The sequence below is a fragment of the Bradyrhizobium murdochi genome (genome assembly GCF_000472965.1).
GTDB classification, from domain to species: Bacteria; Pseudomonadota; Alphaproteobacteria; order Rhizobiales; family Xanthobacteraceae; genus Bradyrhizobium; species Bradyrhizobium murdochi.
Genome location: NZ_AXAU01000024.1, coordinates 49,937 through 73,320 on the forward strand (window position 1 = coordinate 49,937; position 23,384 = coordinate 73,320).

Annotated in this window: 19 protein-coding genes; 8 read left to right on the top strand and 11 right to left on the bottom strand. The window is 62.1% G+C overall.

Features of this window, described 5'->3' with window-relative positions:
* Nucleotides 1–143 precede the first annotated feature (143 nt).
* The gene (locus YUO_RS0131785) at nucleotides 144–1,454 is read right to left on the bottom strand and encodes an ABC transporter substrate-binding protein (RefSeq protein WP_028350852.1); all 1,311 of its coding nucleotides are present in this window, start codon (nucleotides 1,452–1,454) and stop codon (nucleotides 144–146) included.
* A gap of 585 nt (nucleotides 1,455–2,039) precedes the next feature.
* On the opposite strand from YUO_RS0131785, the gene YUO_RS0131790 reads away from it, so the two are divergent.
* Together YUO_RS0131790 and YUO_RS0131795 are read left to right on the top strand one after the other, a co-directional pair.
* The gene (locus YUO_RS0131790) at nucleotides 2,040–2,633 is read left to right on the top strand and encodes a QcrA and Rieske domain-containing protein (protein ID WP_051379737.1); all 594 of its coding nucleotides are present in this window, start codon (nucleotides 2,040–2,042) and stop codon (nucleotides 2,631–2,633) included.
* 66 nt (nucleotides 2,634–2,699) lie between these two features.
* The gene (locus tag YUO_RS0131795; RefSeq protein WP_028350854.1) at nucleotides 2,700–4,430 is read left to right on the top strand and encodes a methanol/ethanol family PQQ-dependent dehydrogenase; all 1,731 of its coding nucleotides are present in this window, start codon (nucleotides 2,700–2,702) and stop codon (nucleotides 4,428–4,430) included.
* Nucleotides 4,431–4,508: 78 nt separating this feature from the next.
* Here the strand turns inward: YUO_RS0131795 and YUO_RS0131800 are convergent, their stop codons facing one another.
* The 10 genes from YUO_RS0131800 to YUO_RS0131845 all read right to left on the bottom strand — a co-directional run bounded on the left by YUO_RS0131800 (nucleotide 4,509) and on the right by YUO_RS0131845 (nucleotide 15,470).
* Complete coding sequence (locus YUO_RS0131800) at nucleotides 4,509–4,772, bottom strand: hypothetical protein (RefSeq protein ID WP_028350855.1); 264 nt, start codon at nucleotides 4,770–4,772, stop codon at nucleotides 4,509–4,511.
* Nucleotides 4,773–4,827: 55 nt separating this feature from the next.
* A complete protein-coding gene (locus tag YUO_RS0131805) occupies nucleotides 4,828–7,143 on the bottom strand; it encodes a xanthine dehydrogenase family protein molybdopterin-binding subunit (protein WP_028350856.1) in 2,316 nt (771 codons plus the stop codon).
* A gap of 2 nt (nucleotides 7,144–7,145) precedes the next feature.
* On the bottom strand, nucleotides 7,146–7,598 hold the full coding sequence (locus YUO_RS0131810) for a (2Fe-2S)-binding protein (RefSeq protein ID WP_028350857.1): 453 nt from the start codon (nucleotides 7,596–7,598) through the stop codon (nucleotides 7,146–7,148).
* A gap of 420 nt (nucleotides 7,599–8,018) precedes the next feature.
* Entirely contained in the window at nucleotides 8,019–9,107 is a 1,089-nt protein-coding gene (locus YUO_RS0131815) for a mandelate racemase/muconate lactonizing enzyme family protein (RefSeq protein WP_028350858.1), read from the bottom strand.
* A gap of 98 nt (nucleotides 9,108–9,205) precedes the next feature.
* A complete protein-coding gene (locus YUO_RS0131820) occupies nucleotides 9,206–10,489 on the bottom strand; it encodes a cystathionine gamma-synthase family protein (RefSeq protein WP_028350859.1) in 1,284 nt (427 codons plus the stop codon).
* Nucleotides 10,490–10,677: 188 nt separating this feature from the next.
* On the bottom strand, nucleotides 10,678–11,463 hold the full coding sequence (locus YUO_RS0131825) for an ABC transporter ATP-binding protein (RefSeq protein WP_028350860.1): 786 nt from the start codon (nucleotides 11,461–11,463) through the stop codon (nucleotides 10,678–10,680).
* Nucleotides 11,460–12,233, bottom strand: a complete 774-nt coding sequence (locus YUO_RS0131830) for an ABC transporter permease (protein WP_028350861.1) — start codon at nucleotides 12,231–12,233, stop codon at nucleotides 11,460–11,462. The genes YUO_RS0131825 and YUO_RS0131830 overlap by 4 nt, the downstream gene beginning before the upstream one ends.
* Before the next feature lie 83 nt (nucleotides 12,234–12,316).
* On the bottom strand, nucleotides 12,317–13,261 hold the full coding sequence (locus tag YUO_RS0131835; protein ID WP_028350862.1) for an ABC transporter substrate-binding protein: 945 nt from the start codon (nucleotides 13,259–13,261) through the stop codon (nucleotides 12,317–12,319).
* 101 nt (nucleotides 13,262–13,362) lie between these two features.
* The gene (hutC, locus tag YUO_RS0131840; RefSeq protein ID WP_028350863.1) at nucleotides 13,363–14,115 is read right to left on the bottom strand and encodes a histidine utilization transcriptional repressor HutC; all 753 of its coding nucleotides are present in this window, start codon (nucleotides 14,113–14,115) and stop codon (nucleotides 13,363–13,365) included.
* Entirely contained in the window at nucleotides 14,112–15,470 is a 1,359-nt protein-coding gene (locus YUO_RS0131845) for a formimidoylglutamate deiminase (protein WP_028350864.1), read from the bottom strand. Before YUO_RS0131845 ends, hutC begins: the two co-directional genes overlap by 4 nt.
* 88 nt (nucleotides 15,471–15,558) lie before the next feature.
* On the opposite strand from YUO_RS0131845, the gene hutI reads away from it, so the two are divergent.
* The 6 genes from hutI (at nucleotide 15,559) to upp (ending at nucleotide 23,361) form a co-directional block, all read left to right on the top strand.
* Nucleotides 15,559–16,773: an imidazolonepropionase gene (gene hutI / locus YUO_RS0131850; RefSeq protein WP_028350865.1), complete on the top strand. Its 1,215-nt coding sequence runs from the start codon at nucleotides 15,559–15,561 to the stop codon at nucleotides 16,771–16,773.
* The gene (gene hutH, locus YUO_RS0131855; RefSeq protein WP_028350866.1) at nucleotides 16,770–18,347 is read left to right on the top strand and encodes a histidine ammonia-lyase; all 1,578 of its coding nucleotides are present in this window, start codon (nucleotides 16,770–16,772) and stop codon (nucleotides 18,345–18,347) included. Before hutI ends, hutH begins: the two co-directional genes overlap by 4 nt.
* Nucleotides 18,344–20,014: a urocanate hydratase gene (gene hutU, locus YUO_RS0131860; protein WP_028350867.1), complete on the top strand. Its 1,671-nt coding sequence runs from the start codon at nucleotides 18,344–18,346 to the stop codon at nucleotides 20,012–20,014. The genes hutH and hutU overlap by 4 nt, the downstream gene beginning before the upstream one ends.
* Nucleotides 20,015–20,189: 175 nt before the next feature.
* A complete protein-coding gene (locus YUO_RS0131865) occupies nucleotides 20,190–21,440 on the top strand; it encodes a GTP cyclohydrolase II (RefSeq protein ID WP_028350868.1) in 1,251 nt (416 codons plus the stop codon).
* 21 nt (nucleotides 21,441–21,461) lie between these two features.
* A complete protein-coding gene (locus YUO_RS0131870; RefSeq protein WP_028350869.1) occupies nucleotides 21,462–22,700 on the top strand; it encodes a URC4/urg3 family protein in 1,239 nt (412 codons plus the stop codon).
* Nucleotides 22,701–22,731: 31 nt separating this feature from the next.
* The gene (upp, locus tag YUO_RS0131875; protein WP_028350870.1) at nucleotides 22,732–23,361 is read left to right on the top strand and encodes a uracil phosphoribosyltransferase; all 630 of its coding nucleotides are present in this window, start codon (nucleotides 22,732–22,734) and stop codon (nucleotides 23,359–23,361) included.
* The last annotated feature ends 23 nt before the right edge of the window (nucleotides 23,362–23,384 follow it).

The following is a 23,384-nucleotide window of genomic DNA, read 5'->3' on the forward strand; positions in this document are numbered from 1 at the left end:
CCATCGTGGCGCGTCCGGGCCACATGGTTCGAGACGCCGCTTCGCGGCTCCTCACCATGAGGGTCTGGTAGCTCGCGCGATGCAAGACCTCATCCTGAGGAGCGCGCAACGCGCGCGTCTCGAAGGATGAAGCCCCGAACGTTCTACGCCGCGTAGACCGATGATTTCGGCAGCGGGAACACCGGATCCCGCGTCCTGATGTTGGTGGGCCAGACCACCGAGATATGCTCGCCGGCATTTTGCATCACGACCGGCGTTGAGCGCTCGTTCTGCCCGGAGAGCGGCGTGCCGGGCCGATAGAATTTCACGCCGTAGCCCTGGATGGTGCCGCCCGGCGGGATGTCCACGTCGAGCGCCGCCTTGCGAACCGCTTCGGGATCGAAGCCGCCGTATTTCTCCTTGGCCACGGGCAGCACGTTGTTGAGCAGGATCCAGGTCTGGTTGAAACCCATCGAGCAATGCGGCGGAACGTCGGTCGCGCTGGTTTTTTCCTTGTAGTGGGCGACCATGACCTTGGTGAGATCGCCGATGCCGGGCGCGAGTTTCGCGGGATCAAGCAATTGCGCCGGCACCGGATCGATGTTGCAGAAATTGTCGATGTCCGCGCCGAAGGTCGCGCGCAACTTGTCGAGCTGGCTGTAGCCTGCGCCGGCGCCGAACAGCATCTTGAACTTGAGGCCGTTCTCGCGCGCCTGGCGCAGGAACAGAGTGATGTCGGGATTGTATCCGGCATGGGAAATCACGTCAGCCCTGGCGCGCTTGATCTTGGTCACCAGCACCGACAGGTCGGGGGCGGATGCAGAATAGCCCTCCTTGAGCACGACTTGCAGGCCGGCCTCCTTCGCATAGGCTTCGTCGGCCACGGCGACGCCGACCCCGTAAGGGCCGTCCTCGTGAATCAGCGCGACCTTGACGTCCTTGGGCTCCATGCCGAGTTTGGCTTTGGCGTGCTCGCTGATGAAGCTCGCAAAGGCCTGGCCATACTGATCGGAATGAATCTGTGCGCGGAAGACGTATTGCAGGTTCTTGTCCTTGAAGACGGCGGTAGAAACCGCAGTCGTGATCCAGAGAATCTTTTTCTGCTGTTCGACCTTGGCTGAGAGCGGGACCGCGTGCGAACTCGCATAGACACCGTTGATGATGTCGATCTTCTCCTGGTCGATCAGGCGATTGGCCTCATTGATCGCCACATCTGGCTTGCTCTGGGAATCGGCAGCGACGGGGACAACCTTGTACTTGCCGCCGATGCCGCCCTTTTCGTTGACGAGGTCGATGGCAATCTGCGCGCCAATCGAGGAGGCGACCGACCCGCCGGCGGCAAAGGGGCCGGTCAAGTCGTAGATCAGGCCGATGCGTACCGTCTCGGCTTGTGCCTGCGCGCGGGTCCAATCGAAGCTGAATGCAGCAGCCGCCGCCGCAGAAGTCTTCAGCAGTGTTCTGCGTGAAGTCGGCATCGTCTCCTCCCACTGAACTATTATTATCGTCGGGACTGGTTCTTCCCGTTTTCAATCAAGTATTTGGAGAATACGGCGAGAAGTCAACCTGCGCGCATGCTCGTCATTGGACACTTGTGGCAGTGCAAACTCGGTTTGGTAGGCGCGAGGGCAGGGCTCACCGACTAAAGTCTGGTAGAGGACGGGATGTGGAGCAAGGAGACCGCGCCGCGTGCATTGTCGTGTGTCGGGAGAATCCGATGTTGATGATGGCCAGCACGGGCGCGGCGATCACCAAGAGCAGGCGTCTTCATTGAATGCCATGTCGAAGGCGATCGCGGTGGACTGACCGAGGTGCGTTCGAACTGACTGCCCGCTTCGGGCGGCGAAGGCTTGCTTATCTCGCGCAGCGCCTGGAACACGGCAAAATGCAATTTGCTGCGATTGGGTCAAACGAACCGAGTGGTGTGAAAACAGGAAGGTCGCACGTGACAATTTGTCCGCCGCCTCTTTTTGGCCGGGTTCGCCCTTTCAGTTTGTGATATCTGAATCCACTTACGCACTAGACCATCGCCCGATGGCATCAATCCAGAACGCGAGACGAAAATGTCATCGCCTTCAGATCAGACCCGGCGCACGATCATCCTGACCGCTCTCGCCACTGCGGTGCACGCATCGGCGCCTCGATCGGCCGCCGCCGAGGAGGACGCCCCTGGCAGCGACCTGCGACCGCAAAAAGCCGACGTCCTGGTCTTCGCCGAGGGGGATCATGCGGGTGAGGTTATCAAGCCGGAGAATCTAGAGCTCGGCGGACCGTTCGTGCGCGCCTGGCCAAAGGATCCCAAGACCTCGGTGATCCGAAAAGGTTCGCGGTTGAATGAGGTGGTGGTTGTAAAGCTTGATCCAGCCGAACTTGATGACGACACGCGCCCGCGGTCGGCTGACGGCATCGTAGCGTATTCGGTTATTTGTTCCCACGCCGGGTGCCCCATCACGGCGTGGGGGAAGGAAGCGCAGGGCGACAAGGACGTCCTGAAGTGCGTTTGCCATAATTCCGAGTTCGACCCCCGGCAAAGCGCGCAAGTGGTGTTTGGACCGGCGCCGCGGCGCCTTGCTGCACTTCCCCTGGCGGTGGCCGACGGTACGCTCACCGTCGTTGGAACATTCATTGGAAAGGTAGGAGCACTGCAAGGAGGGTGACGGCCGCCCGCATCAGATGCCGCACAACTAAACAAGATGAAGAAAACAAACAGGGAGGTAGCGTCTATGACCATGAAGCAATGGCTATTGTCGAGCTTTGTCGCGTCCACGTGCCTGTTTTCAATCGCTGCCTTTGCCGGCCCGATTGAGAAATACACCCCAGTGACCGCCGACCGCCTGAAGAACCCGGAACCCGGTAATTGGATGCTCTATCGGCGAACCTATGACGGCCAGGGATATAGCCCGCTCGACCAGATCAACACCTCGAACGTGAAAGACCTGGTACCGGCGTGGACCTTCTCCACCGGCGTGATTGAAGGGCACGAGGCTCCCCCGATCGTGAATAACGGCGTGATGTTCGTCACGACTCCGATGGGCCAGGTGATCGCCCTGAACGCCAAGACAGGCGAAGAGTACTGGCGTTACAAACGCCAGCTCCCCGACGATCTCTTCCAATTGCACCCGACGAACCGCGGGGTGGGATTGTGGCAAGACAAGCTGTACCTGGCTACAACGGATGACCATGTGGTCGCGCTCGATGCCAGAACGGGCAAGGTCCTCTGGGATACCAAAGTCCAGGACTACAAAAAGGGTCAGTACCTGACCCTGATGCCGCTCATTGTCGACGGAAAGGTTATCGTCGGTGCTGCCGGCGGTGAATTCGGCGTGCGGGGCTATGTCGTCGCGTATGATGCCAATAACGGCAAAGAATTGTGGCGGACCTTCACCATTCCCGGCCCAGGTGAACCCGGCCACGAGACGTGGAGCGGCGACGACTGGAAAACGGGTGGCGGCTCTGCGTGGATGACGGGCAACTACGATCCCGACACCAGGACCATTTACTGGGGCACCGGCAACGCCGCGCCTTGGCCGGGAGATACTCACCCCGGCGACAATCTTTACACAACCTCAGTGCTAGCGCTCGACCCGGATAGCGGCAAGATCAAAACCTATTTCCAGTACCATCAAAACGATTCCTGGGATTGGGACGAGGTGGAAGCACCAATGCTGGTCGACGTGCAGAGGGATGGACGCATCTTCAAGGGCCTCATCCATCCGGGACGCAACGCGATCTTCTGGGTACTCGAGCGCAAGCCAGACAGCATCAAGTATGTAGCCGGCTGGCCTTATGTCTATACCGACGTCTGGAAGGGCATTGAGCCCGAGACGGGCAAGCCGATTGTCGATCCGGCTCACAAGCCAGTTATGGGCAAGCGGGTTGACTTCTGTCCGTCATTATGGGGCGGCAAGGATTGGCCGTCGGCGGCCTATAGTCCGAAGACCCGCTTTGTCTATGTTCCGGCCAACGAGAATTTCTGCGGCGGCTTTACCGGCGAGAAGGTGCCGTTGGTTCCCGGTCAGCTTTGGCTCGGGACAAAGCCCGAAGATATCGGCCTGAAGGTTCGCTCCGGCGCCACTCATTTTGGCGAGCTGCAGGCCTGGGATCCGGGCACGGGAAAGAAGGTCTGGTCGCACAATTTCCCCAGATCGCAGCTGTTTGGTTCGGTGACGGCGACCGCGGGCGATCTCGTCTTTGTGGGCGGTACCAATGACCGGATGTTCCGCGCCTTTCATGCCAAGACAGGCGAACTGCTTTGGGAACAGAAGACCAACTCCGGCATCGTGGGTATGCCGATCGCGTATGAAATCGATGGGACGCAGTATATCGCTGTCCAGTCGGGCTGGGGCGTAGACGCGCAGCGCATCCAGGACTCATTGGTGACTCAGAACAATGTCGGTCTTGAGAATAACGTGCCCCAGGGCGGCGTTGTCTGGGTCTTTGCCCTCAAGAAGTAACTGCCAGAGAGCGACGGCAACGGAGCGGCAAGAAAAAAGCGGCGGACGAAAGTCCGCCGCTTTCAATTTGGCTTGTTTTTATTTGCCCTTGGTCTCGACCTTCCGCTTTTCGTCTTCGTTCATTTGCTTGATCATCGGATCCCGGCTGCCTTCGCCGGTGGTCTGCGTTGTCGTGGGCGGCGGGCTCTCGCTTGGAACGGAGGTTTGCCCCGGCGGTGTCGTCGCCGGCCGCGTTGCGGTGGCGCTCGGCGGCGACGTCGTTTGAGCGGTCGCCGCCTGTGCATTCAACAGAAGCACGCTCGACAGTAGCGACACCGCGAGCGCCGTTGAGTTGGGTTTCATCGATCTGAACTCCTCTCAGATCAAGGAAAACGGCCCGTTCGGTCCAACGTTCCCTTTACGCCTCCAATTGCTTGCCGATCGGCAGTGCGCGGATGCGCTTGCCGGTCGCGGCGAAGATCGCGTTGATCAGCGCCGGCGCGACGGGCGGCACGCCCGGCTCGCCAACGCCGCTGGGCGGCGTGTCGGGGCCGGGAGGTACGATGTAGACGTTCGTCACGGCAGGGGATTCGTCGATCCGGAGCACCGGGAAATCGTCGAAATTGCCCTGTTGCACCTTGCCGTCCTTGAAAGTGATCTCGCCATGTTTGGCGAAGCTCAGGCCCATGATCACAGCGCCTTCCATCTGTGCCTGGATTCGTTCCGGATTGACGTAGGCTCCGCAATCGATCGCGGTATCCACCCGGGGCACGGTGAGCTTGCCATTGTCGAAGGCTACCTCGACAATGGTCGCGATATAGCTGACGAAGCTGCGGTGCGCGGCAATGCCGAGCCCGTGGCCTTTGGGCACGGACCGTCCCCAGCCGCCCTTGTCCGCGACCAGTTCGACGACCTTGCGAAGACGTGCCGTGTCGATCGGATAGCTGTCATAGGGTTCGCCGTAGTTCCAGAGGTCTTTTACCGAATCGAGCTTGACGATCCGGGGCGAGCCGATCAGCTCCAGCAGCATGGTCTTTTGATCGCGGTTGGTGGCATGGGCGAGTTCGCCCACCATCGACTGCACCGCAAAGGCGCGCGGGATATTCGACACCGAGCGGAACCAGCCGATCCGGGTACGCGCGGCCGCTTCCGGATTCTCGCACTGGACGTTGGCGATCTCGAAGGGCATGTCGACCAGCCCCATGCCGAGTTCGAACGGCGCCTGATGCACCGCACCGGCCGCAAATGTCGAGGCGATGCTCGGCGCGACGCTGCGATGCCGCCAGGCCGTCACCCTGCCGCTCTTGTCGAGGCCGGCCTCGATGCGTTCCACCGAGACGGTGTGCAGGAAGCCGTTGCGAACGTCGTCTTCCCGAGTCCATTGCACGTTGACGGGGGCCCCGAGCTCCTTTGAAAGCAGCGCCGCCTCGAGGGCGAAATCGCACTTCGACTTGCGCCCGAAGCCGCCGCCGAGCAGCGTGACATTGACGGTGACGTTCTCCTGGGGAATGCCGAGCGTTTTGGCGACGTCTTCGCGCGTTCCGCCTGCGCTTTGCACCGGTGCCCAGATCTCCGCTCTGTCGCCCTTGACGTCCGCGACCGCGACCGGCGGTTCCATGCTGACATGGGCATGATGCGGCACGTAGTACTCACCGACGATCACCTTGTCGGCGCCCTTTAAGGCGGCCTCGACGTCGCCCTCCTTGCGTACCACCAGGCCGGGCTTGCGCGCTGCTCCCTCGAGCTGAGCCCGATAGGCAACGGATTCGTATTTGCTGTTCGGCCCGTCATCCCAGACGATCTTCAACGCGTTGCGTCCCTTGATGGCCGCGCCGGTGTTGCGCGCGATCACTGCGACCCCGCCCAGCGGCTGGAATTTTGAAGGCCACGGCCAGCCCTTGACTTCCATGACCTTCTCGACGCCGGAAACCTTCATCGCTTCTGCGCCGTCAAACGACGCGACCTTGCCGCCGGTCACTGGCGGTCGGGCAATGACGGCGTACTTCATGCCGGGCAGGCGAACGTCGGCGCCGTAACGCGCGGTGCCCACCGTGATGTCGCGAAGGTCGACGATGCCGATCTGGCCTTTGCCCAGATAGCGGAAATCCTTTGGGTCTTTCAGCTTCAGACCTTCGACACTCGGGACCGACTGCTTGGCGGCATCGGCTGCCAGCTCGCCGAAGCCGATGCGGCGTCCGCTCGCACTGTGAATGACTTCGTGATTGACCGCCTTCACTTCGGTCGCCGGCACACCCCAGCGTTTCGCCGCGGCCGTTTCGAGCATGGTGCGGGCCGAAGCGCCGATCTGACGCATCGGCATCAGGTAGTGACGTGTGCTGCGCGATCCGTCGGTATCCTGGTTGCCGAATTTGGCCTCGTCGCCAGGCGCCTGCTGGACGCGAACGCGCGACCAGTCGGCTTCCATCTCTTCGGCGACGATCATCGGCAGGCTGGTGCGGACACCCGTTCCCATCTCGGCGCGGTGCGCGACGATCGTCACCGTTCCGTCGGATGCGATAGAAACGAAGACGCGCGGGTCCACCACGGTACCGTGCGGCATCTTGTCCGCGCCGGTCTGGTACGCGGCAAAGCCTGGGCGTGACATCACAGGCGCGGCGAGTACAAAGCCGCCGGCCAGCCCGAGGCCCTTCAGGATACTGCGACGTGAAACGTTGTCGACCTTGATATGGCGTTCAAAGCCACGGAGCCTTTTGGGATTGGTGAGGATATTCATGGTCACACCCCCGTCGATGCGAGATGGACGGCGTTTTCGATGCGCTGGTAAGTGCCGCAACGGCAGATATTGCCCGCCATCGCTTCGCGTATCTGATCGTGCGTGGGTTTCGGATTTTCCATCAGCAGTGCGGCCGCCTGCATGATCTGGCCGGTCTGGCAAAAGCCGCATTGCGGGACATTAAGCTGACGCCAGGCCTTCTGGACCGCGTGATCCCCGGTCGGATGAAGGCCTTCGATGGTGGTGACTTCCCGGCCGACCACGTCGGACACCGAGGTAATACAGGCGCGGACGGCCTGCTTGTCGACGATCACGGTGCATGCACCGCACAAGGCCTGACCGCAGCCATATTTCGTGCCCGTCAAGCCGGCCTCATCGCGGAGAAACCAGAGTAATGGAAGATCTGGGTCGCCGTCCCAGCTATGCTCTTGGCTATTGATCTTCACCTTGATCATGATCGTTCCTCGCTCTTCATAAGCTGCTGATGTTTGTTCGACGTGAGCGAGAACATACTTCCCAACCGCTCAACGCCGTTGCTTTACGAGTTTGATCGCGTGGCCGGAGAGCCGGCCTTGCTTGGCAACCGCTGGCTGAATTGTACGATTTGCTTTGAATTTTGGTGGGCCATCCTCCTGCCTAAACATTCGTCGTGTTTACAGGACAGCGCGGCGAGACGGGCGCCCTGAGGACGCTATCAGAAAGCACGCCGGATCGAATTCACAACGTGTTGTCTTTGCATTCTATTTGGACGAAAGCTGGGCTGCCTCTGACGGACCTGCCAATTTTTCCTGCCGGCCGTCATGCAGAACCCGCCTTGCAAGGGTTCGCGGACAGACCGGTGCGATCAGCACCGCGTCGCCGGCTGGCCTGACCCGTTACGTTGCGAGTTGCGCCAACCCTTTCCAGTCGAATGCGATTCCATGGCCGGGCCGCGTCGGCACCAATGCCATGCCTTCCTGGAGGACAAGCGGGTGCTCGATGTAACTATCGAGCCCAAATCCGTGCGCTTCGAGATAGGAGCGGTTCGGGCATGCGGCGAGCAAATGCACGGTAACGTCATGTGCGCCGTGGCTGGTCACCGGTAGATTGAACGCTTCCGCCAGCCGGGCGATCTTCATGAAAGCCGTAACCCCACCGCAATTGGTGACGTCGGGCTCCGGATAGGACACCGCGCCGGCCGCGATATAGTTCTTGAACTCCCAGAGCGTGCGCAGGTTTTCGCCGGCCGCGATCGGGACGCCGCCGGCAGCCATGATTCGGGCGTGACCGGCAATATCGTCGGGAATGATCGGCTCTTCGAGCCAGGTAAGATCGTATGCTTGCAGCGCACGTGCCGCGCGGATGGCTTCCTCGACTGTCCATTTCATGTTGGCATCCGCCATCAGGGGAAAGCCGTTGCCAAGATGTTGGCGCATCGCCTGCACGCGTGCGACGTCGGATGCGAGATCGGGGCGGCCCACCTTCATCTTGATGGCGCGAAAGCCCCTGGCGAGATTGTCGTCGGTTTGCTTCAAAAGCTGCTCGATCGACAAATCGAGGTCGATGCCGCCGGCGTAGCAGGGCACGCGGGCGTCGAAGCCGCCTAACATGCGAAACAGCGGCAGGTTGGCGCGTCGCGACTTCAGGTCCCACAGGGCGATATCGAGCGCCGAGAGCGCAAGCACCGGCGGTCCGCCGCGCCCGCCGTAGTGCAAGCTCCACCAGACGTGATGCCAGATGGCTTCGGTGTCATCGGCCTCGCGGCCCTCGATCAGTTCGGGGATCTCCCGCCGGAGGATGTCGGCAATCGCGCCGCCATTGCGGCCGACGGTGTATGTATAGCCGACACCTTCGGCCCCGTCGGAATCGCGGACACGGCATGTCACCAGTTCGAAGGCTTTGAGTTCGCCGTGCGTGCTGTCGGAGAGGGTAACGGGCAGGGGGATCCGGTAGAGTCCGGCCTCGGTTGTCTTGATACGCGCCATTTTTTCCACCCGGTCTTTTCATTGCACGCTAAATCGATCTTGTCGGCAGAGCAATTGCTTGCTCCGGCCCTCAGACGGGAACCACCCCCGACGTGCGGCTAAGTCGCGTTCAAGGCCTGCGCGATATCAGCGATCAGATCGGATGGGTGCTCGATGCCGATCGACAGCCGGATCGTGCAATCGAGAACGCCTATTTTTTGACGGATGTCGGCCGGAACGCCGGAGTGGGTCATGCTTGCGGGCAGGCTGGCAAGTGATTCAGTGCCGCCAAGGCTCACGGCCAGCTTGAAGATCTGCAGCGCGTTCAGGAATTTGAATGCGGCAGCTTGGCCCCCGACAATATCGAAGGAGAATGTAGAGCCCGCACCGCTGCATTGCCTCGCAAACAGGCGGCCGGCGGGGGATGCCTCATCGTGGTGACCGAGGTAATGGACCTTTGCCACTTTTGGATGGTCGCGCAGGTAGTCTGCGACGAGGCGCGCGTTTGCGTCAGCCTTCTCCATGCGGATGCCCAGTGTTTCGAGCGACCGGCTGATCATCCAGCAGGAATGAGGGTCCAGTTGGGTGCCAATCGCGCCGCGTAACGCTTTGACGTCTTTCATGAGCGCCTTTGAACCGAGCGCAGCGCCTGCGATCAAGTCGGAATGACCGCCGATATATTTGGTCAGCGAGTACAGCGAAAGATCGGCACCGTGTTCGATCGGTCTCTGAAACACCGGTCCGAGCAACGTATTATCGCATGCAATGATCGGCGTACTTCCTTGGGTTTGGCCGATCATCTCGGCGATCCGGCGGACCATCGCTATGTCGACCAGGCCATTGGTGGGATTGGCCGGTGTCTCAATGAAGATCATCGCAAGCCGGCCTTTGCGCATGGCGTCACCTGCTGCCGCTCTGACCGCCGCTTCGTCAATGCCGTCGGAGAAGCCGACCGCGCCGATGGAGAGGTTCGCAAGCGTCTTCGCAAACAGGGTCTCCGTCCCGCCATATAGCGGCTGAGAGTGCAAGATGACGTCGCCAGGACGGACAAAGGCCAGGATTGTGGTCGAAATCGCGGCCATGCCCGAAGAGAACAGCGCGCAATTCTCGGCGCGCTCGTACACCGACAGCCTGTCCTCGACGATCTCGCTGTTAGGGTGATTGAACCGCGAGTAAACCAGACCAGCGCCCATCCCCTCAGGCGGCTCGCGCCGGCCCGCAACGTAGTCGAAGAAGTCCTGTCCGTCTTCGGCAGTCCTGAAGACGAAGGTCGAGGTCAGGAAGACCGGTGGTTTGACGGCTCCTTCCGACAGTTGCGGATCGTAGCCGTAGTTCAGCATCAGCGTTTCCGGATGCAGCATGTGGTTGCCGATGTGGGTTTTCGACGGAAACGGTTTCACCATGGGCTGTCTCCCTGTCGGGGATGCGGAACGTCGCACTGCGTTGGAAGTGCGCAATCGCGAGGGCGATCAGGAGTGATGGATGCGATCGCATCCAGCGGCTCCAGTTGACGTTGTTAGGTAGGGATCAGCGTAGCAAAATTCGGGACTGATTTCACCGCATCCGGGGCGGATTTCGCAGTACTCGATTGTCAGGCATGAACCGCAACCTTCAACGCTTCGGCGCGGATCTCTTCGACAAGCCGTTCCTTCAGGCTGACGAATTCGGGCGTGGTCTTGATCTTGTAGGATCGCGGGTGGGGTAGATCGACCGCGATCTCGGCCTTGATGCGGCCCGGACGGGCGCTCATGACGATGACGCGGCTGCCGAGAAAGATCGCTTCCTCGATGTCATGGGTGACGAACAGCACAGTTTTCTGCTCGCGCTCCCAGATGCCGAGCAGCATTTCCTGCATCAGCACGCGGGTTTGATTGTCCAGCGCGCCGAACGGCTCGTCGAGCAACAGGATTTTTGGATCATTGGCAAGGGCGCGGGCGATCGCCGTGCGCTGCTGCATGCCGCCGGAGAGTTGCTTCGGCCAATGATTCTCAAAGCCCGATAGGCCGACCCGTTGGATGAAGCCGTCGGCGATCTTGCCGCGATCCGCTTCGGATATCCCGCGCTCGCGCAGGCCAAACGCGATGTTTTCGCGCACGGTCAGCCATGGAAACAGCGTGTATGACTGAAACACCATGCCGCGATCGGCGCCAGGGCCAGCCACCTCTTGCCCATCAAGAATGACACGGCCGCTGGTCGGCCGGTCAAGCCCGGCGACGATGCGCAGCAACGTCGATTTTCCGCAGCCCGACGGGCCGAGGATGGTGACGAAGTCATTGTTGCCGACGTTGAGGTCGATCGGCTCCAGCGCGCGCGTCGGCGCATGCCCCTGGCGCGCGGGGAAAGTACGGGCAACCTGATCGATTTTCAGCTCGGTCATGCCAGTTTCCACGGAAACAGCCAGGCGTTGAAGGCCTTGAACAGGAAGTCCGACACCAGCCCGATCAGGCCGATGACGATGATGCCGAAGATAATCTGGCCGGTGTTGAGCAGGGCCTGGCTGTCGGTGATCATGTGACCGATGCCCGACGATGAGCCGATCAACTCGGCGACGATGACGTAGGTCCACGCCCAGCCGAGTACGAGCCGAAGGATCTCCGCGACCTCGGGCGCAGAGGAGGGCAGCAGCACACGGTTGATGATGCCGCGGTCACTGGCGCCGAGCGTGTAGGCGGCTTCAACGAGGTCGCGCCTGGTATTTCCGACTGTCACGGTGACCATCAGGATGATCTGGAAGACCGAACCGATGAAAATGACCAGGAGCTTCTGCAGTTCGCCGATGCCCGCCCACAGGATCAACAGCGGGATAAAGGCCGAGGCGGGCAGGTAACGTGCGAACGAGACGAACGGCTCCAGGAAAGCTTCGATCGGCTTGTAGGCCCCCATCAGAACGCCGAGCGGCACGGCGATGATGGCCGCCAGCACAAAGCCGCCGACGACGCGCCAGATCGTCATGCCGATGTCGAACAGGAAGCCGTGCTTTGTCAGCAGCTCCCAACCTTCCTGGAGCATCGTCAGCGGGTTGGCGAGAAACGTCTTGGAGACGTAGCCGCCGAAGGTCGCCCAAGCCCACACGGCAACGAAAAGCACGAAGAACGCCAGGCCATAGGCCGCGCGCTGCCTCGATGTCACGGGATCCAGGGGACGTATCACAGGCATATCCTAAAAGCTGTGCGGTGATCGCCGTCGTCCCGCTCTCACGACCGAAAGCGGGACTGGCGCGGCGCACAAAACTACTTGATAAAACTCGCGTCGTAGAGGTCGTCGATATTCGGAACCGATTTGATGACGCCGATCTCGAGCAACAGGTCTGCAGCTTCCTTGTTGAAGGTCAGGAATTCGCCCGCGAAGAATTTCTGGTTCGCGGCTTTGTCCTGCCAGCGCAGGAATTTGGCCGAGTTGCCGAATTGCTCGCCGGACTGCTTTACGTCGGCCCCCATGATCTCGTACGACTTGGCCTGATCCTTTTCGATCAGGGCGATCGCCTCGAAATAGCTGTCGGCCAGCGCCTTGGCGGCCTTCGGGTTTTCAGTCAGGAACTTCGGCGTGCAGCCGAACGTGTCCATCACCATCGGATAGTCGAGCGTGGTGGCGATGATCTTGCCCTTGTCGGGTGCTGCGCGCACCGTCGAGAGGTAAGGCTCATAGGTCATGGCCGCATCGTTCTGGCCCGAGACGAATGCCTGCGCTGCCGCCGCCGGCTCCAGATTCACGATCGTGACATCCTTGACCGAAAGCCCGTTCTTCTTGAGCATCCAGGCCAGCGCAAAGTAGGGCGAGGTGCCGGGCGCCGACGCGGCAACCGTCTTACCTTTCAGATCCTTGATCGAGGCGATATTGTTTCGCACGGCCATGCCGTCGGCGCCGTAGCTCTTGTCGAGCTGGAAGATCTGCTTGGTGGCGACGCCATTGGCATTCCAGGATATCCACGTCTCGACAGTGGTCGCCGCACATTGGATGTCGCCCGACGCGATGGCCAGATGGCGGTCTTTCTGCGGGATCTTCTTGATCGTCACATCGAGGCCGTTCTTCTTGAAGATGCCCGCCTGATTTGCGAGCGTGAGCGGGGCGAAACCGGTCCATCCGGAAATGCCGATGCCGACCTTGACGTCCTGGGCGGCGGCCGGCGCGGCCGCCAGGAGAGCGGCGGTTGCCGCGAAAATTCCAAAACTACGCATGGCTGTATCCCTCTTGCTGGTTCATCGACTGGTCTTCAGACTGGTTGCGGCGAAGCTGTTACCAAAACTGCTGCATAGCTTGTGCCAGATATCGCGCATTGCTATCCCTCCAAGCCGCCTTTGAAGCGAGCAATCAGTTTATGGGACTCGCCCGGATAGAGCAGGCGCACGGCCGTGAGCGGCCGGGCGCTGCGCCAGGTGTGCCGGTCGATCACGAGGCAGGGGGCGCCGATCGCGATATCCAGCGCCGCCGCAGCCTGTTCGTCAGCCACGATGGCACTGATCGAATGCTCGGCTTCCGTCCATGGCACATGGTGTAGCAGCCACGAGCCGGGCGGCTCGGCCGCAAAATCTGCCGCAGCCGCTTCGGGCACGGCGTCGAGATCGATCAGCCTGTCCTCGATAGCGAATGGCACGCCGTCGGCGCTGTGACGGCATGCAATCGCGATTACCTTTCCGGTCTTCCCTGCGCCAAGGCGGGCGCGGTCGGCGGCATTTGCGGTGCGCCGCGAGCACTGGATCAACTCATAGCCGTAACTGCGGCCGAGTGCGTTTATCTCTGCTCGGATATCGGCGATCTTGAGCACCGCCGACAGAAATGTGGGACGGCGGACAAAGCTGCCGGCCTTGCGCCGCCGCTCGATGAGATCGGCCTGCGCAAGTTCCGACAGCGCCTTGCTCACTGTCATGCGCGAGCAGCCATAGCGCAACATCAGCTCGTGCTCGAACGGGATGCGGTGACCGGGCGGCCATTCACCGGTCAGGATGCGGCGCTCGATGTCGATCCGGATCTGCTTGTACAGCGTCGGCTTGTCGGCCGGCTGGAGTTTGCCGCGATCGGTGGCGAGGCTCATGCCACAAGCCTCCGCACCGCTGCGTTGAACGTCTCACGTGCGCTCTCGCGGAGTCGGTGACGTCCTTTCTCGACGACTTTGGCGCCGCCTGCCCAGACCGTGTCGACGGCACTTGCGCCTGCTGCAAAAATCCAGCCGTCGAGGACGGCATCCCCCCGACGCTCGGCAAGCGAAGGATGAGTGGTGTCGAGAGTCACGATGTCGGCGCGTGCACCGGCCTGGAGGCCAGCAGTTGGCTGTGCGAGCGCCTGGGCGCCGCCGGTGAGTGCGGCGTCGAACAGCGCGCGGCCGGTCGACAGGCCGGGACCGCCGGACAGCACATTGCGCTCTCGGTGTTTCAAGCGCTGGCCATATTCGAGCTGACGCAGTTCATCGGTGACGCCGACCAGCACGTTGGAGTCGGTCCCGATGCCGAACCGCCCGCCGGCGTCGAGGAATTCTCGGGCCGGAAAAATGCCGTCGCCAAGACTGGCCTCAGTGACCGCGCAGAGTCCGGCGACCGCACCGCTTCTTGCAAGCGCGGCGGTTTCCGTCTCAGTCATATGGGTCGCATGGATCAGGCACCAGCGCTGATCGACGGGCGCATGTTCGAGCAGCCACTCAACGGGCCGCCGGCCCGACCAGGCGATGCATTCCTCGACTTCCCTGATCTGTTCGGCGGCGTGGATATGCACTGGTCCGGCTTCGGCCAATGGCGCGATGGCCGCTAATTCGTCAGGCGTCACGGCGCGCAGGCTATGCGGCGCGATGCCGACATTGGCTCCGGGCAATGCGCGGACGGCGATGCTCGCCGCAGCAATCAGTTTAGCAAACTGATCGACCGAGCAGATGAACCGGCGCTGGCCGGCATGTGGTGCCGCTCCGCCGAACGAGCTGTGTGCATAGAAACTCGGCAGCAGCGTCAGCCCGATGCCGGAGATTTCGGCGGCCCGCGCAATTCGCGTCGCCATCTCCGCAGGGTTGGCGTAGGGCGCGCCGTCGTGGTCGTGATGGAGATAGTGGAACTCGCCGACGCGCGTATAGCCTTGCTCGAGCATCTCGACATAGAGCAGCGTGGCGACGGCTTCGGTGTCTTCTGGCGTCATTTCGAGCGCGAAGCGATACATCGTCTCGCGCCATGTCCAGAACGTATCCGCGGAGTTGCCGCGCGTTTCGGCGAGCCCCGCCATGCCACGCTGGAACGCATGGCTATGCAGGCTCGCTATGCCCGGAATCGCCAGCTTGTAGCGCTCGTCCTGCGGTCTCGGCGCCACGCCGGCCGTAACCTTGGTGATGGTCTGGTCTGTCACCACCACCTGCACGTCATCAGCCCACCCCGAGGGGAGCAGCGCTGATGCGAAATGCAGTGTCGACATGTTTCGAAACCGGCTGGACAGAACACTTACACGATTTTATGTATAGACATATAGATACGTCAAGCTCCTGCCGCTGAAGGAGAGCTGCATGGCCGAGCGCTTCGATCGAATCTGGCTCAACGCCCGGCTCGCCACGGTCCGGGAGGATCTGTCCGGGCTCGGTGTGATCGAGGACGGCCTGATCGCCGCGCGCGACGGCCGCATCGCGTTCGCCGGCAACCGTTCCGACTTTCCATTGGACGCCGATGCGGTCGAGCGGATCGATTGCGCGGGGCGCTGGATCACGCCGGGACTGGTGGATTGTCATACCCATCTGGTCTTTGGCGGAAACCGCGCCCACGAGTTCGAGCTGCGGCTGCAGGGAGCGAGCTACGAAGAGATCGCGCGCGCCGGCGGCGGCATTGTCTCGACGGTCGCGGCGACGCGGGCGTCCAGCGAGGCCGAGCTTGTTGCTGGCGCGCTGCCAAGGCTCGACGCCCTGATCGGCGAGGGCGTCACGACGCTGGAGATCAAGTCCGGCTACGGGCTCGATACCGAAACCGAGATGCGTCAGCTATCGGCGGCGCGCGCGCTGGGCGACACCCGGCCGGTCACCATCAAGACGACGTTTCTCGGCGCGCATGCGACACCCCCGGAAGCTGACGGTGACAAGGATCGGTATATCGATCTTGTCTGCCGCGAGATGCTGCCGGCGGTGGCGCAGGCCGGATTGGCCGATGCCGTCGATGCCTTCATGGAAAGCATTGCGTTTTCGGGAGAGCAAACGGCGCGGGTGTTTCGCGCGGCAACGACGCTTGGATTGCCGGTCAAACTGCATGCGGATCAGCTCTCGAACCTCGGCGGCGCCGCGCTTGCGGCGGAATTCTCAGCCTTATCGGCTGATCATCTGGAGCACACAGATGATGCCGGCGCCGCGGCAATGGCGCGGGCAGGGACGGTGGCCGTGCTGCTGCCGGGCGCGTTCTACTTTATTCGCGAGACGACAAAGCCGCCGATCGAACTATTCCGCGCCCACGGCGTCAACATGGCACTTGCGACCGACTGCAATCCTGGCAGTTCGCCGCTGACGTCGCTGTTGCTTGTCATGAACATGGGCGCAACGCTGTTCCGGATGACCGTTGCCGAATGCCTCGCTGGCGTAACGCGGGAAGGTGCGCGCGCGCTCGGAATTCTCGGCGAGACAGGAACGCTCCATGCGGGCAAATGGTGTGATCTTGCGATCTGGGAGATCGAGCGGCCGGCCGAGCTGGTTTACCGGATCGGCTTTAATCCGTTGCATAGCCGGGTGTGGAGGGGACAGTGAGCCGCCCCGACGCCCCCATTGTGGTTTCGCCTGGAAGGGTCAGCCTCGACGATCTGGCGCAAGTCCTTGCCGGCGCTCCGGTCGTGCTCGATCCATCGTTCTGGCCGCGCGTTGAAGCTGCATCGGCGATTGTTGCGGCGGCCGCGCGCGCGGAAGCCCCGGCGTACGGCATCAATACCGGATTCGGAAAACTGGCGTCGAAACGGATTGCTGCCGACCAGACGGCGCTGCTGCAACACAATCTCATTGTGTCGCATTGCTGCGGGGTGGGGCCGCCGACGCCGGAGCCGATCGTTCGCCTGATGATGGCGCTGAAGATCGTCTCGCTGGGACGAGGCGCATCGGGCGTGCGCCGCGAAATCATCGAGCAGCTCCAGGCCATGTTGGCGAAGGGCATTTGTCCGCTGGTGCCGCAGCAAGGGTCGGTCGGAGCGTCCGGCGATCTGGCGCCGCTCGCGCATATGACGGCGGTCATGATCGGCGAGGGACAGGCGCTGGTCGGCGGAAGCGTTGTGCCGGCCCGCGATGCACTGGCGGCCACCGGTCTTGCGCCCGTGGCGCTCGGTCCGAAGGAAGGCCTCGCGCTGATCAATGGCACGCAGTTTTCGACGGCCTACGCCATTTCCGGATTGCTGCGCGCTCATGGCCTGGCCAGTGCGGCGCTAGTGACAGGCGCGTTGTCGGTCGACGCCGCGATGGCTTCGACGGCGCCGTTTCGTCCCGAGATCCAACAACTGCGCGGGCATGCCGGGCAAATCGCCGCCGGCGCGGCACTGACGGCGTTGCTTGAGGGTAGCGATATCCGCATGTCGCATTTGGAGGGCGACGAGCGCGTGCAGGATCCCTATTGCCTGCGCTGTCAGCCGCAGGTGGCCGGCGCCGCGCTCGACCTTTTGACGGAAGCCGCCCGCACGCTGACGATCGAAGCCAACGCCGTCACCGACAACCCGCTGGTGCTGGTCGAGACCGGAGAGATCGTCTCTGGCGGCAATTTTCACGCGGAGCCGGTCGCCTTTGCAGCCGACCAGATTGCGCTGGCACTCTCCGAGATCGGGGCGATCAGCGAGCGACGCATCGCTACCCTTGTCGACCCCGCGTTGAACTTTGGCCTGCCACCGTTCCTGACTCCCGATCCCGGCCTCAACTCCGGATTCATGATCGCCGAAGTCACGGCAGCCGCGCTCTATGCGGAGAATAAACAGCGCGCCTCGGCCTGCTCGATCGACTCGACGCCGACCAGCGCCAACCAGGAAGATCACGTGTCGATGGCCGCACACGCGGCGCGCCGGTTGTCGGACATGGCGGACAATCTCTCCACCATCCTCGGCATCGAGCTATTGGTTGCGGCGCAAGGCATTGGGCTGCGCGCACCGCATTCGACCAGTCCCGCACTGGCTGCTGTGGTTGCGGTATTGCGCGAGCAGGTGCCGGCGCTCGGTAGCGATCGCTACATGGCCGACGATCTCGCGAAGGCAGCGGCGCTGGTTGAAGCCGGCGCGTTGCCGACGGCCGCTATGTCGGTGCTTGAGATTAACCCGTTTCCAATCCTTGCCGAGAGAGGCTCTTTGTCATGAACCGCCGACTGGACAACGACCGCATCATCCGGGCGCCCCACGGGCCCGAGATCAGCGCCAAGAGCTGGCTGACGGAAGCGCCGCTTCGAATGCTGATGAACAATCTCGATCCCGACGTTGCCGAACGTCCCAGCGAACTCGTCGTCTATGGCGGAATCGGCCGGGCCGCCCGCGACTGGGACAGTTTTGACCGGATCGTCGCCTCGCTGCGCAAGCTCGAAGGCGACCAGACGCTGGTGGTGCAGTCGGGCAAGCCGGTCGGAATTTTTCGCACCCATGCCGATGCGCCGCGCGTGCTGATCGCGAACTCGAATCTGGTGCCGCACTGGGCGACGCTCGATCACTTCAATGAGCTCGACAGGGCCGGGCTGACGATGTTCGGCCAGATGACGGCCGGATCGTGGATCTACATCGGCAGCCAGGGCATCGTGCAGGGGACGTACGAAACGTTTGTCGAGGTCGGGCGACGTCATTACGGAGGCAACCTCTCGGGCAAGTGGATCTTGACGGCGGGTCTCGGCGGGATGGGCGGCGCGCAGCCGCTCGCTGCGACCATGGCCGGGGCGTCGATGCTCGCGATCGAATGCCAACCGAGCCGCATCGAGATGCGGTTGCGCACGGGTTACCTCGACCGGCAGGCATCTTCGCTCGACGAGGCGCTCGCGATCATGACGGAGGCGACGCAGAACAGGAAGCCGGTTTCCGTCGGCCTGCTTGGCAATGCCGCCGAACTCTTTCCCGAGCTGGTGCGCCGCGGCGTCAGGCCGGACATCGTTACCGACCAGACCAGCGCGCACGATCCGATCAACGGCTATTTGCCGAAGGGATGGACGCTTGCCGAGTGGGAGTCGAAACGCGAGGCCGACCCGAAAGCAGTTGAAGTCGCGGCCAAGACCTCCATGGTCGGCCACGTTCAGGCCATGCTGGATTTCCACGCGCAAGGTATTCCCACGCTCGACTATGGCAACAACATCCGCCAGATGGCCAAGGACATGGGATTGAAGAATGCGTTCGATTTCCCCGGCTTCGTACCGGCTTACATCCGTCCGCTGTTTTGCCGCGGTGTCGGCCCGTTCCGGTGGGCGGCGCTATCAGGAGATCCCGAAGATATTTTTCGGACCGACGCCAAGGTCAAGGAGCTGATGCCGGACGATAAGCATCTCCATAACTGGCTCGACATGGCGAAAGCACGGATCAAGTTCCAGGGGCTGCCGGCACGAATCTGCTGGGTCGGTCTTGGTGATCGCCACCGGCTCGGCATGGCGTTCAATGACATGGTGGCGCGCGGCGAACTGAAGGCGCCGATCGTCATCGGCCGCGATCATCTCGACAGCGGCTCGGTTGCGAGCCCGAACCGCGAAACCGAAGCGATGCGCGACGGCTCGGATGCAGTGTCGGACTGGCCGCTGCTCAATGCGCTGCTCAATTGTGCCAGCGGGGCCACCTGGGTCTCGATACATCATGGCGGCGGCGTCGGGATCGGCTATTCGCAGCACGCCGGCATGGTCATTGTCGCCGACGGAACGCAAGAGGCGGCGCGTCGACTTGAACGCGTGTTGTGGAACGATCCGGCATCGGGCGTCATGCGTCATGCCGACGCCGGCTATGAAAGCGCGATTGCATGTGCCCGCGCCAACGGGCTCGATCTGCCCGGCCTGACGTTGTAGCGCTCCGGACTTTCTTGCGCCGGTGTTTCCAGAGGGGAGGATTTCCTTCCTTGTTGTAAATAGTCACAGTTTACCTATATAGTACTGCAAGGGTCACTGACCCGCATAATTCATTTGGTTCTCCGGTCAGGCCCGTCATTCAGGCGGGCCGTTGCCGTTTTAGGACTACCGAACGATGAGCAATTCCAATCGTATCGACCATATTCGCCTGACATCGCATCCGGTGCCTGGTGCGACGCATGAATTCCCGATCGTGTGGGGAGCGCCGACCGCGCGTGAACGTGGTCCGATCATCGGGACGGTATCGCGTCCGCAGGATCGCAACGTGATTGGCACTCACGGGGGCTCCTATGCGGTCTACCGCGCACTTGCCGTTTCTTCGGGTACGCTGGATCCGATCCGTCGGCCCGACCTGACCAACACACACCCGGCCGCGACCGTTGGGCCGTTCTCGCAATGGATGGATCCGGAACGCATTGTTGCGCTCGATCCGTGGGGACATCTCGTCGCGGAGAACTTTCGCGCTGAAATCACGGAAGGCATCGATATCCGACCGAGCATCGCGATCACGCGGGCCCGGCTCGACCTGCCGGAAATTCAGGCGGCTCTGGCCGCCAAGCGGCTGGTACCCGACGGCGAGTTCGTTCACGCCAGCGGTTCCGTCTCCGTCGTCAAGATAGCGATCGATCCGGTCTGGCACTTGCCCGGGATCGCGCGGCGCTTCGGCACGAGCGTGACCAATCTGCGGCGTGCGCTGTTCGAACAGACCGCGGGCATGTTTCCCGAGCTTGTCACGCGCCCCGATCTGCAGGTCTTTCTTCCGCCGATCGGCGGAACGACCGTCTATCTGTTCGGCGATGTCACGAAGCTTCCGGACCATCGGACCAAAATCACCTGTCGCGTCCATGACGAGTGCAACGGTTCGGATGTTTTCGGCTCGGACATTTGCACCTGCCGTCCATATCTCATTCAGGGCATCGAGGAATGCGCGCGCGCCGGACAATCGGGGGGCCTGGGCGTTATCGTCTACAACCGCAAGGAAGGCCGGGCGCTCGGCGAGGTCACGAAATTTCTGGTCTACAATGCGCGCAAGCGTCAGGAAGATGGCGACGATGCATCCGCCTATTTCGAACGAACGGAATGCGTTGCCGGAGTGCAGGATGCGCGTTTCCAGCAACTGATGCCGGATGTCATTCACTGGCTGGGATTGAAGCGCATCGATCGCTTCATCTCGATGAGCGACATGAAGTATGATGCGCTGACGGGGCAGGGTATCGACATTGTCGAGCGCGTCGCCATTCCCGATTACATGATTCCCGCCGACGCCCATGTGGAAATGGCCGCCAAGAAAGCCGCGGGATATTTTTCACCTGACGCGAAACCTGAGGACCTGATCGCCTCCGGTCGGCCGCTCGAAAAATACTAGGGCGAGCCAGGGCCATTGATCGTGACAGCAGACGCGACGGCAGACGGCTTATCACTCTTAAGTGCGGAAGCGGTGCGCAGTCGCGCGCACCGGATGCTGGAAATCGGGTTGAACGACCAGCTTCAGCATTTCAAAGTCGATCTTGGCCGGCTCGACGAGGCGGTTGATCTCGTGCTTGCGACAACGCGCAAGGCCTATCCGACGTTCGATATTCCCTTTCACTCGCGCTGGCGCCACTTTGTCGTCGTCGGCATTGATCGCTGGGCAGCGCTTGCGGACGCGAGGAATTGGCGCGACAGGGAAGAACGTGCGCGCGCCGAGTTTGACCTCGCCATGATCAGCGTGCTGCTTGACGCCGGAGCAGGCCCGTCGTGGCGCTATCGCGATCCCTTGACGGGCGCAAGTATCGGCCGGTCGGAGGGGTTGGCGCTTGCCAGTCTGGACATGTTTGCGCGCGGCGTCTTCTCAGCGAAGGCTGACGAACCGTTGCGAGCGGATGCCGCTGTGCTTCAGCGGCTGACCGTTGCCGATCTGCAGACTGGCTTTCAGGTTGCGGACGATAATCCGCTGGTTGGCCTCGAGGGCCGCATCAGCCTTCTTCGCCGGCTCGGCGAAGTAGCATCGGCGTCGCGGCAGATTTTCGCCCGCGGCGACGCGGCTCGGCCCGGCGGGTTGTTCGATCACCTCACAGGGACGGCCGACGCGGGGGTGATCGCTGCCTCGACGATTTTGTCAGAACTTTTGCGCCAATTGGGGCCGATCTGGCCGTCGCGCATAACGCTCGGCGGAATTCCGTTAGGAGATTGCTGGCGTCATCCGGCGCTCAAGACCGAGGATGCGACCAGCGGGCTGGTGCCGCTGCACAAGCTCTCGCAGTGGCTGTCGTATTCGCTGATCGAGCCGATGCAGCGGGCGGGGCTGCAGGTCACGGATATCGACGGCCTGACGGGCCTCGCGGAATACCGCAACGGCGGATTGTTCGTCGACGCCGGCGTACTGGTGCTGCGCGACCCCATGGACGCGCAACGCGAACATGATGTCGCCTCTTCGCTCGTGGTCGAGTGGAGGGCGCTGACCGTCGCGCTGCTGGACCGGCTGGCGGATCTGTTACGGCAACGCGTTGGTCTTGACGCGGTCTCTCTTCCATTGGCCAAGATTCTGGAAGGCGGCACCTGGGCTGCGGGCAGGGCGCTGGCTTTCGCTCGCCGGCCTGACGGTTCGCCACCCCTCAAGGTCAGTAGCGACGGTACGGTTTTCTAGGGCTTGTTTGGCGATTTCAGGGAGCAAAGGCATGGAAGGCGTTACGATCGTGGATCACCCGTTGGTCCAGCACAAGCTTACGCTGATCCGCGACAAGACGATTTCGACCAAGTCTTTTCGCGAGCTCCTCAAGGAGATCGGAATGCTGCTTTGTTACGAGGTGACGCGCGACCTGCCGCTAACCGATGTGGAGGTCGAGACGCCGCTAGCGCGAATGCACTCCGCCAAGATCGCGGGCAAGAAACTGGTTTTCGTGCCGGTGTTGCGGGCAGGGGTGACCTTTGTCGACGGGATGCTGGACCTCGTTCCGACCGCTCGCGTCGCGCATATCGGGCTCTATCGCGAACCGCATTCGTTCGTGGCGGTCGAATATTTCTTCAAATCGCCGTCCGATCTTCACGAGCGACTGGCAATCGTGGTGTCACCGGTACTTGCGACGGCGAACACGGCGGTGGCGGCGGTGGACCGGCTGAAGGAACGCGGCGCGAAGGATATCCGGCTGGTATGCCTGCTTGCCGCGCCGGAAGGTGTGGAGCGCTTCCGAGGCCTGCATCCCGATGTGCGGTTGTGGACGGCCGGTATCGACGAGGGGCTCGATGCAAACGCCTTTATCCTGCCAGGCCTCGGTGATGCAGGCGACCGCGCCTACGGGACGCGATAAGGCCCCGACAGCTCTCGGCGCGG

Bases quoted from the DNA above. Each gene is read 5' to 3' on its own strand.
- hutI (WP_028350865.1), top strand. From the start codon at position 15,559: ATGGCCGAGCGCTTCGATCGAATCTGGCTCAACGCCCGGCTCGCCACG.
- YUO_RS0131800 (WP_028350855.1), bottom strand. From the start codon at position 4,772: ATGAAACCCAACTCAACGGCGCTCGCGGTGTCGCTACTGTCGAGCGTG.
- YUO_RS0131835 (WP_028350862.1), bottom strand. From the start codon at position 13,261: ATGCGTAGTTTTGGAATTTTCGCGGCAACCGCCGCTCTCCTGGCGGCC.
- YUO_RS0131795 (WP_028350854.1), top strand. From the start codon at position 2,700: ATGACCATGAAGCAATGGCTATTGTCGAGCTTTGTCGCGTCCACGTGC.
- YUO_RS0131865 (WP_028350868.1), top strand. From the start codon at position 20,190: ATGAGCAATTCCAATCGTATCGACCATATTCGCCTGACATCGCATCCG.
- YUO_RS0131820 (WP_028350859.1), bottom strand. From the start codon at position 10,489: ATGGTGAAACCGTTTCCGTCGAAAACCCACATCGGCAACCACATGCTG.
- hutC (WP_028350863.1), bottom strand. From the start codon at position 14,115: ATGAGCCTCGCCACCGATCGCGGCAAACTCCAGCCGGCCGACAAGCCG.
- YUO_RS0131825 (WP_028350860.1), bottom strand. From the start codon at position 11,463: ATGACCGAGCTGAAAATCGATCAGGTTGCCCGTACTTTCCCCGCGCGC.
- YUO_RS0131815 (WP_028350858.1), bottom strand. From the start codon at position 9,107: ATGGCGCGTATCAAGACAACCGAGGCCGGACTCTACCGGATCCCCCTG.
- YUO_RS0131810 (WP_028350857.1), bottom strand. From the start codon at position 7,598: ATGATCAAGGTGAAGATCAATAGCCAAGAGCATAGCTGGGACGGCGAC.
- YUO_RS0131790 (WP_051379737.1), top strand. From the start codon at position 2,040: ATGTCATCGCCTTCAGATCAGACCCGGCGCACGATCATCCTGACCGCT.
- upp (WP_028350870.1), top strand. From the start codon at position 22,732: ATGGAAGGCGTTACGATCGTGGATCACCCGTTGGTCCAGCACAAGCTT.
- YUO_RS0131805 (WP_028350856.1), bottom strand. From the start codon at position 7,143: ATGAATATCCTCACCAATCCCAAAAGGCTCCGTGGCTTTGAACGCCAT.
- YUO_RS0131845 (WP_028350864.1), bottom strand. From the start codon at position 15,470: ATGTCGACACTGCATTTCGCATCAGCGCTGCTCCCCTCGGGGTGGGCT.
- hutU (WP_028350867.1), top strand. From the start codon at position 18,344: ATGAACCGCCGACTGGACAACGACCGCATCATCCGGGCGCCCCACGGG.
- YUO_RS0131785 (WP_028350852.1), bottom strand. From the start codon at position 1,454: ATGCCGACTTCACGCAGAACACTGCTGAAGACTTCTGCGGCGGCGGCT.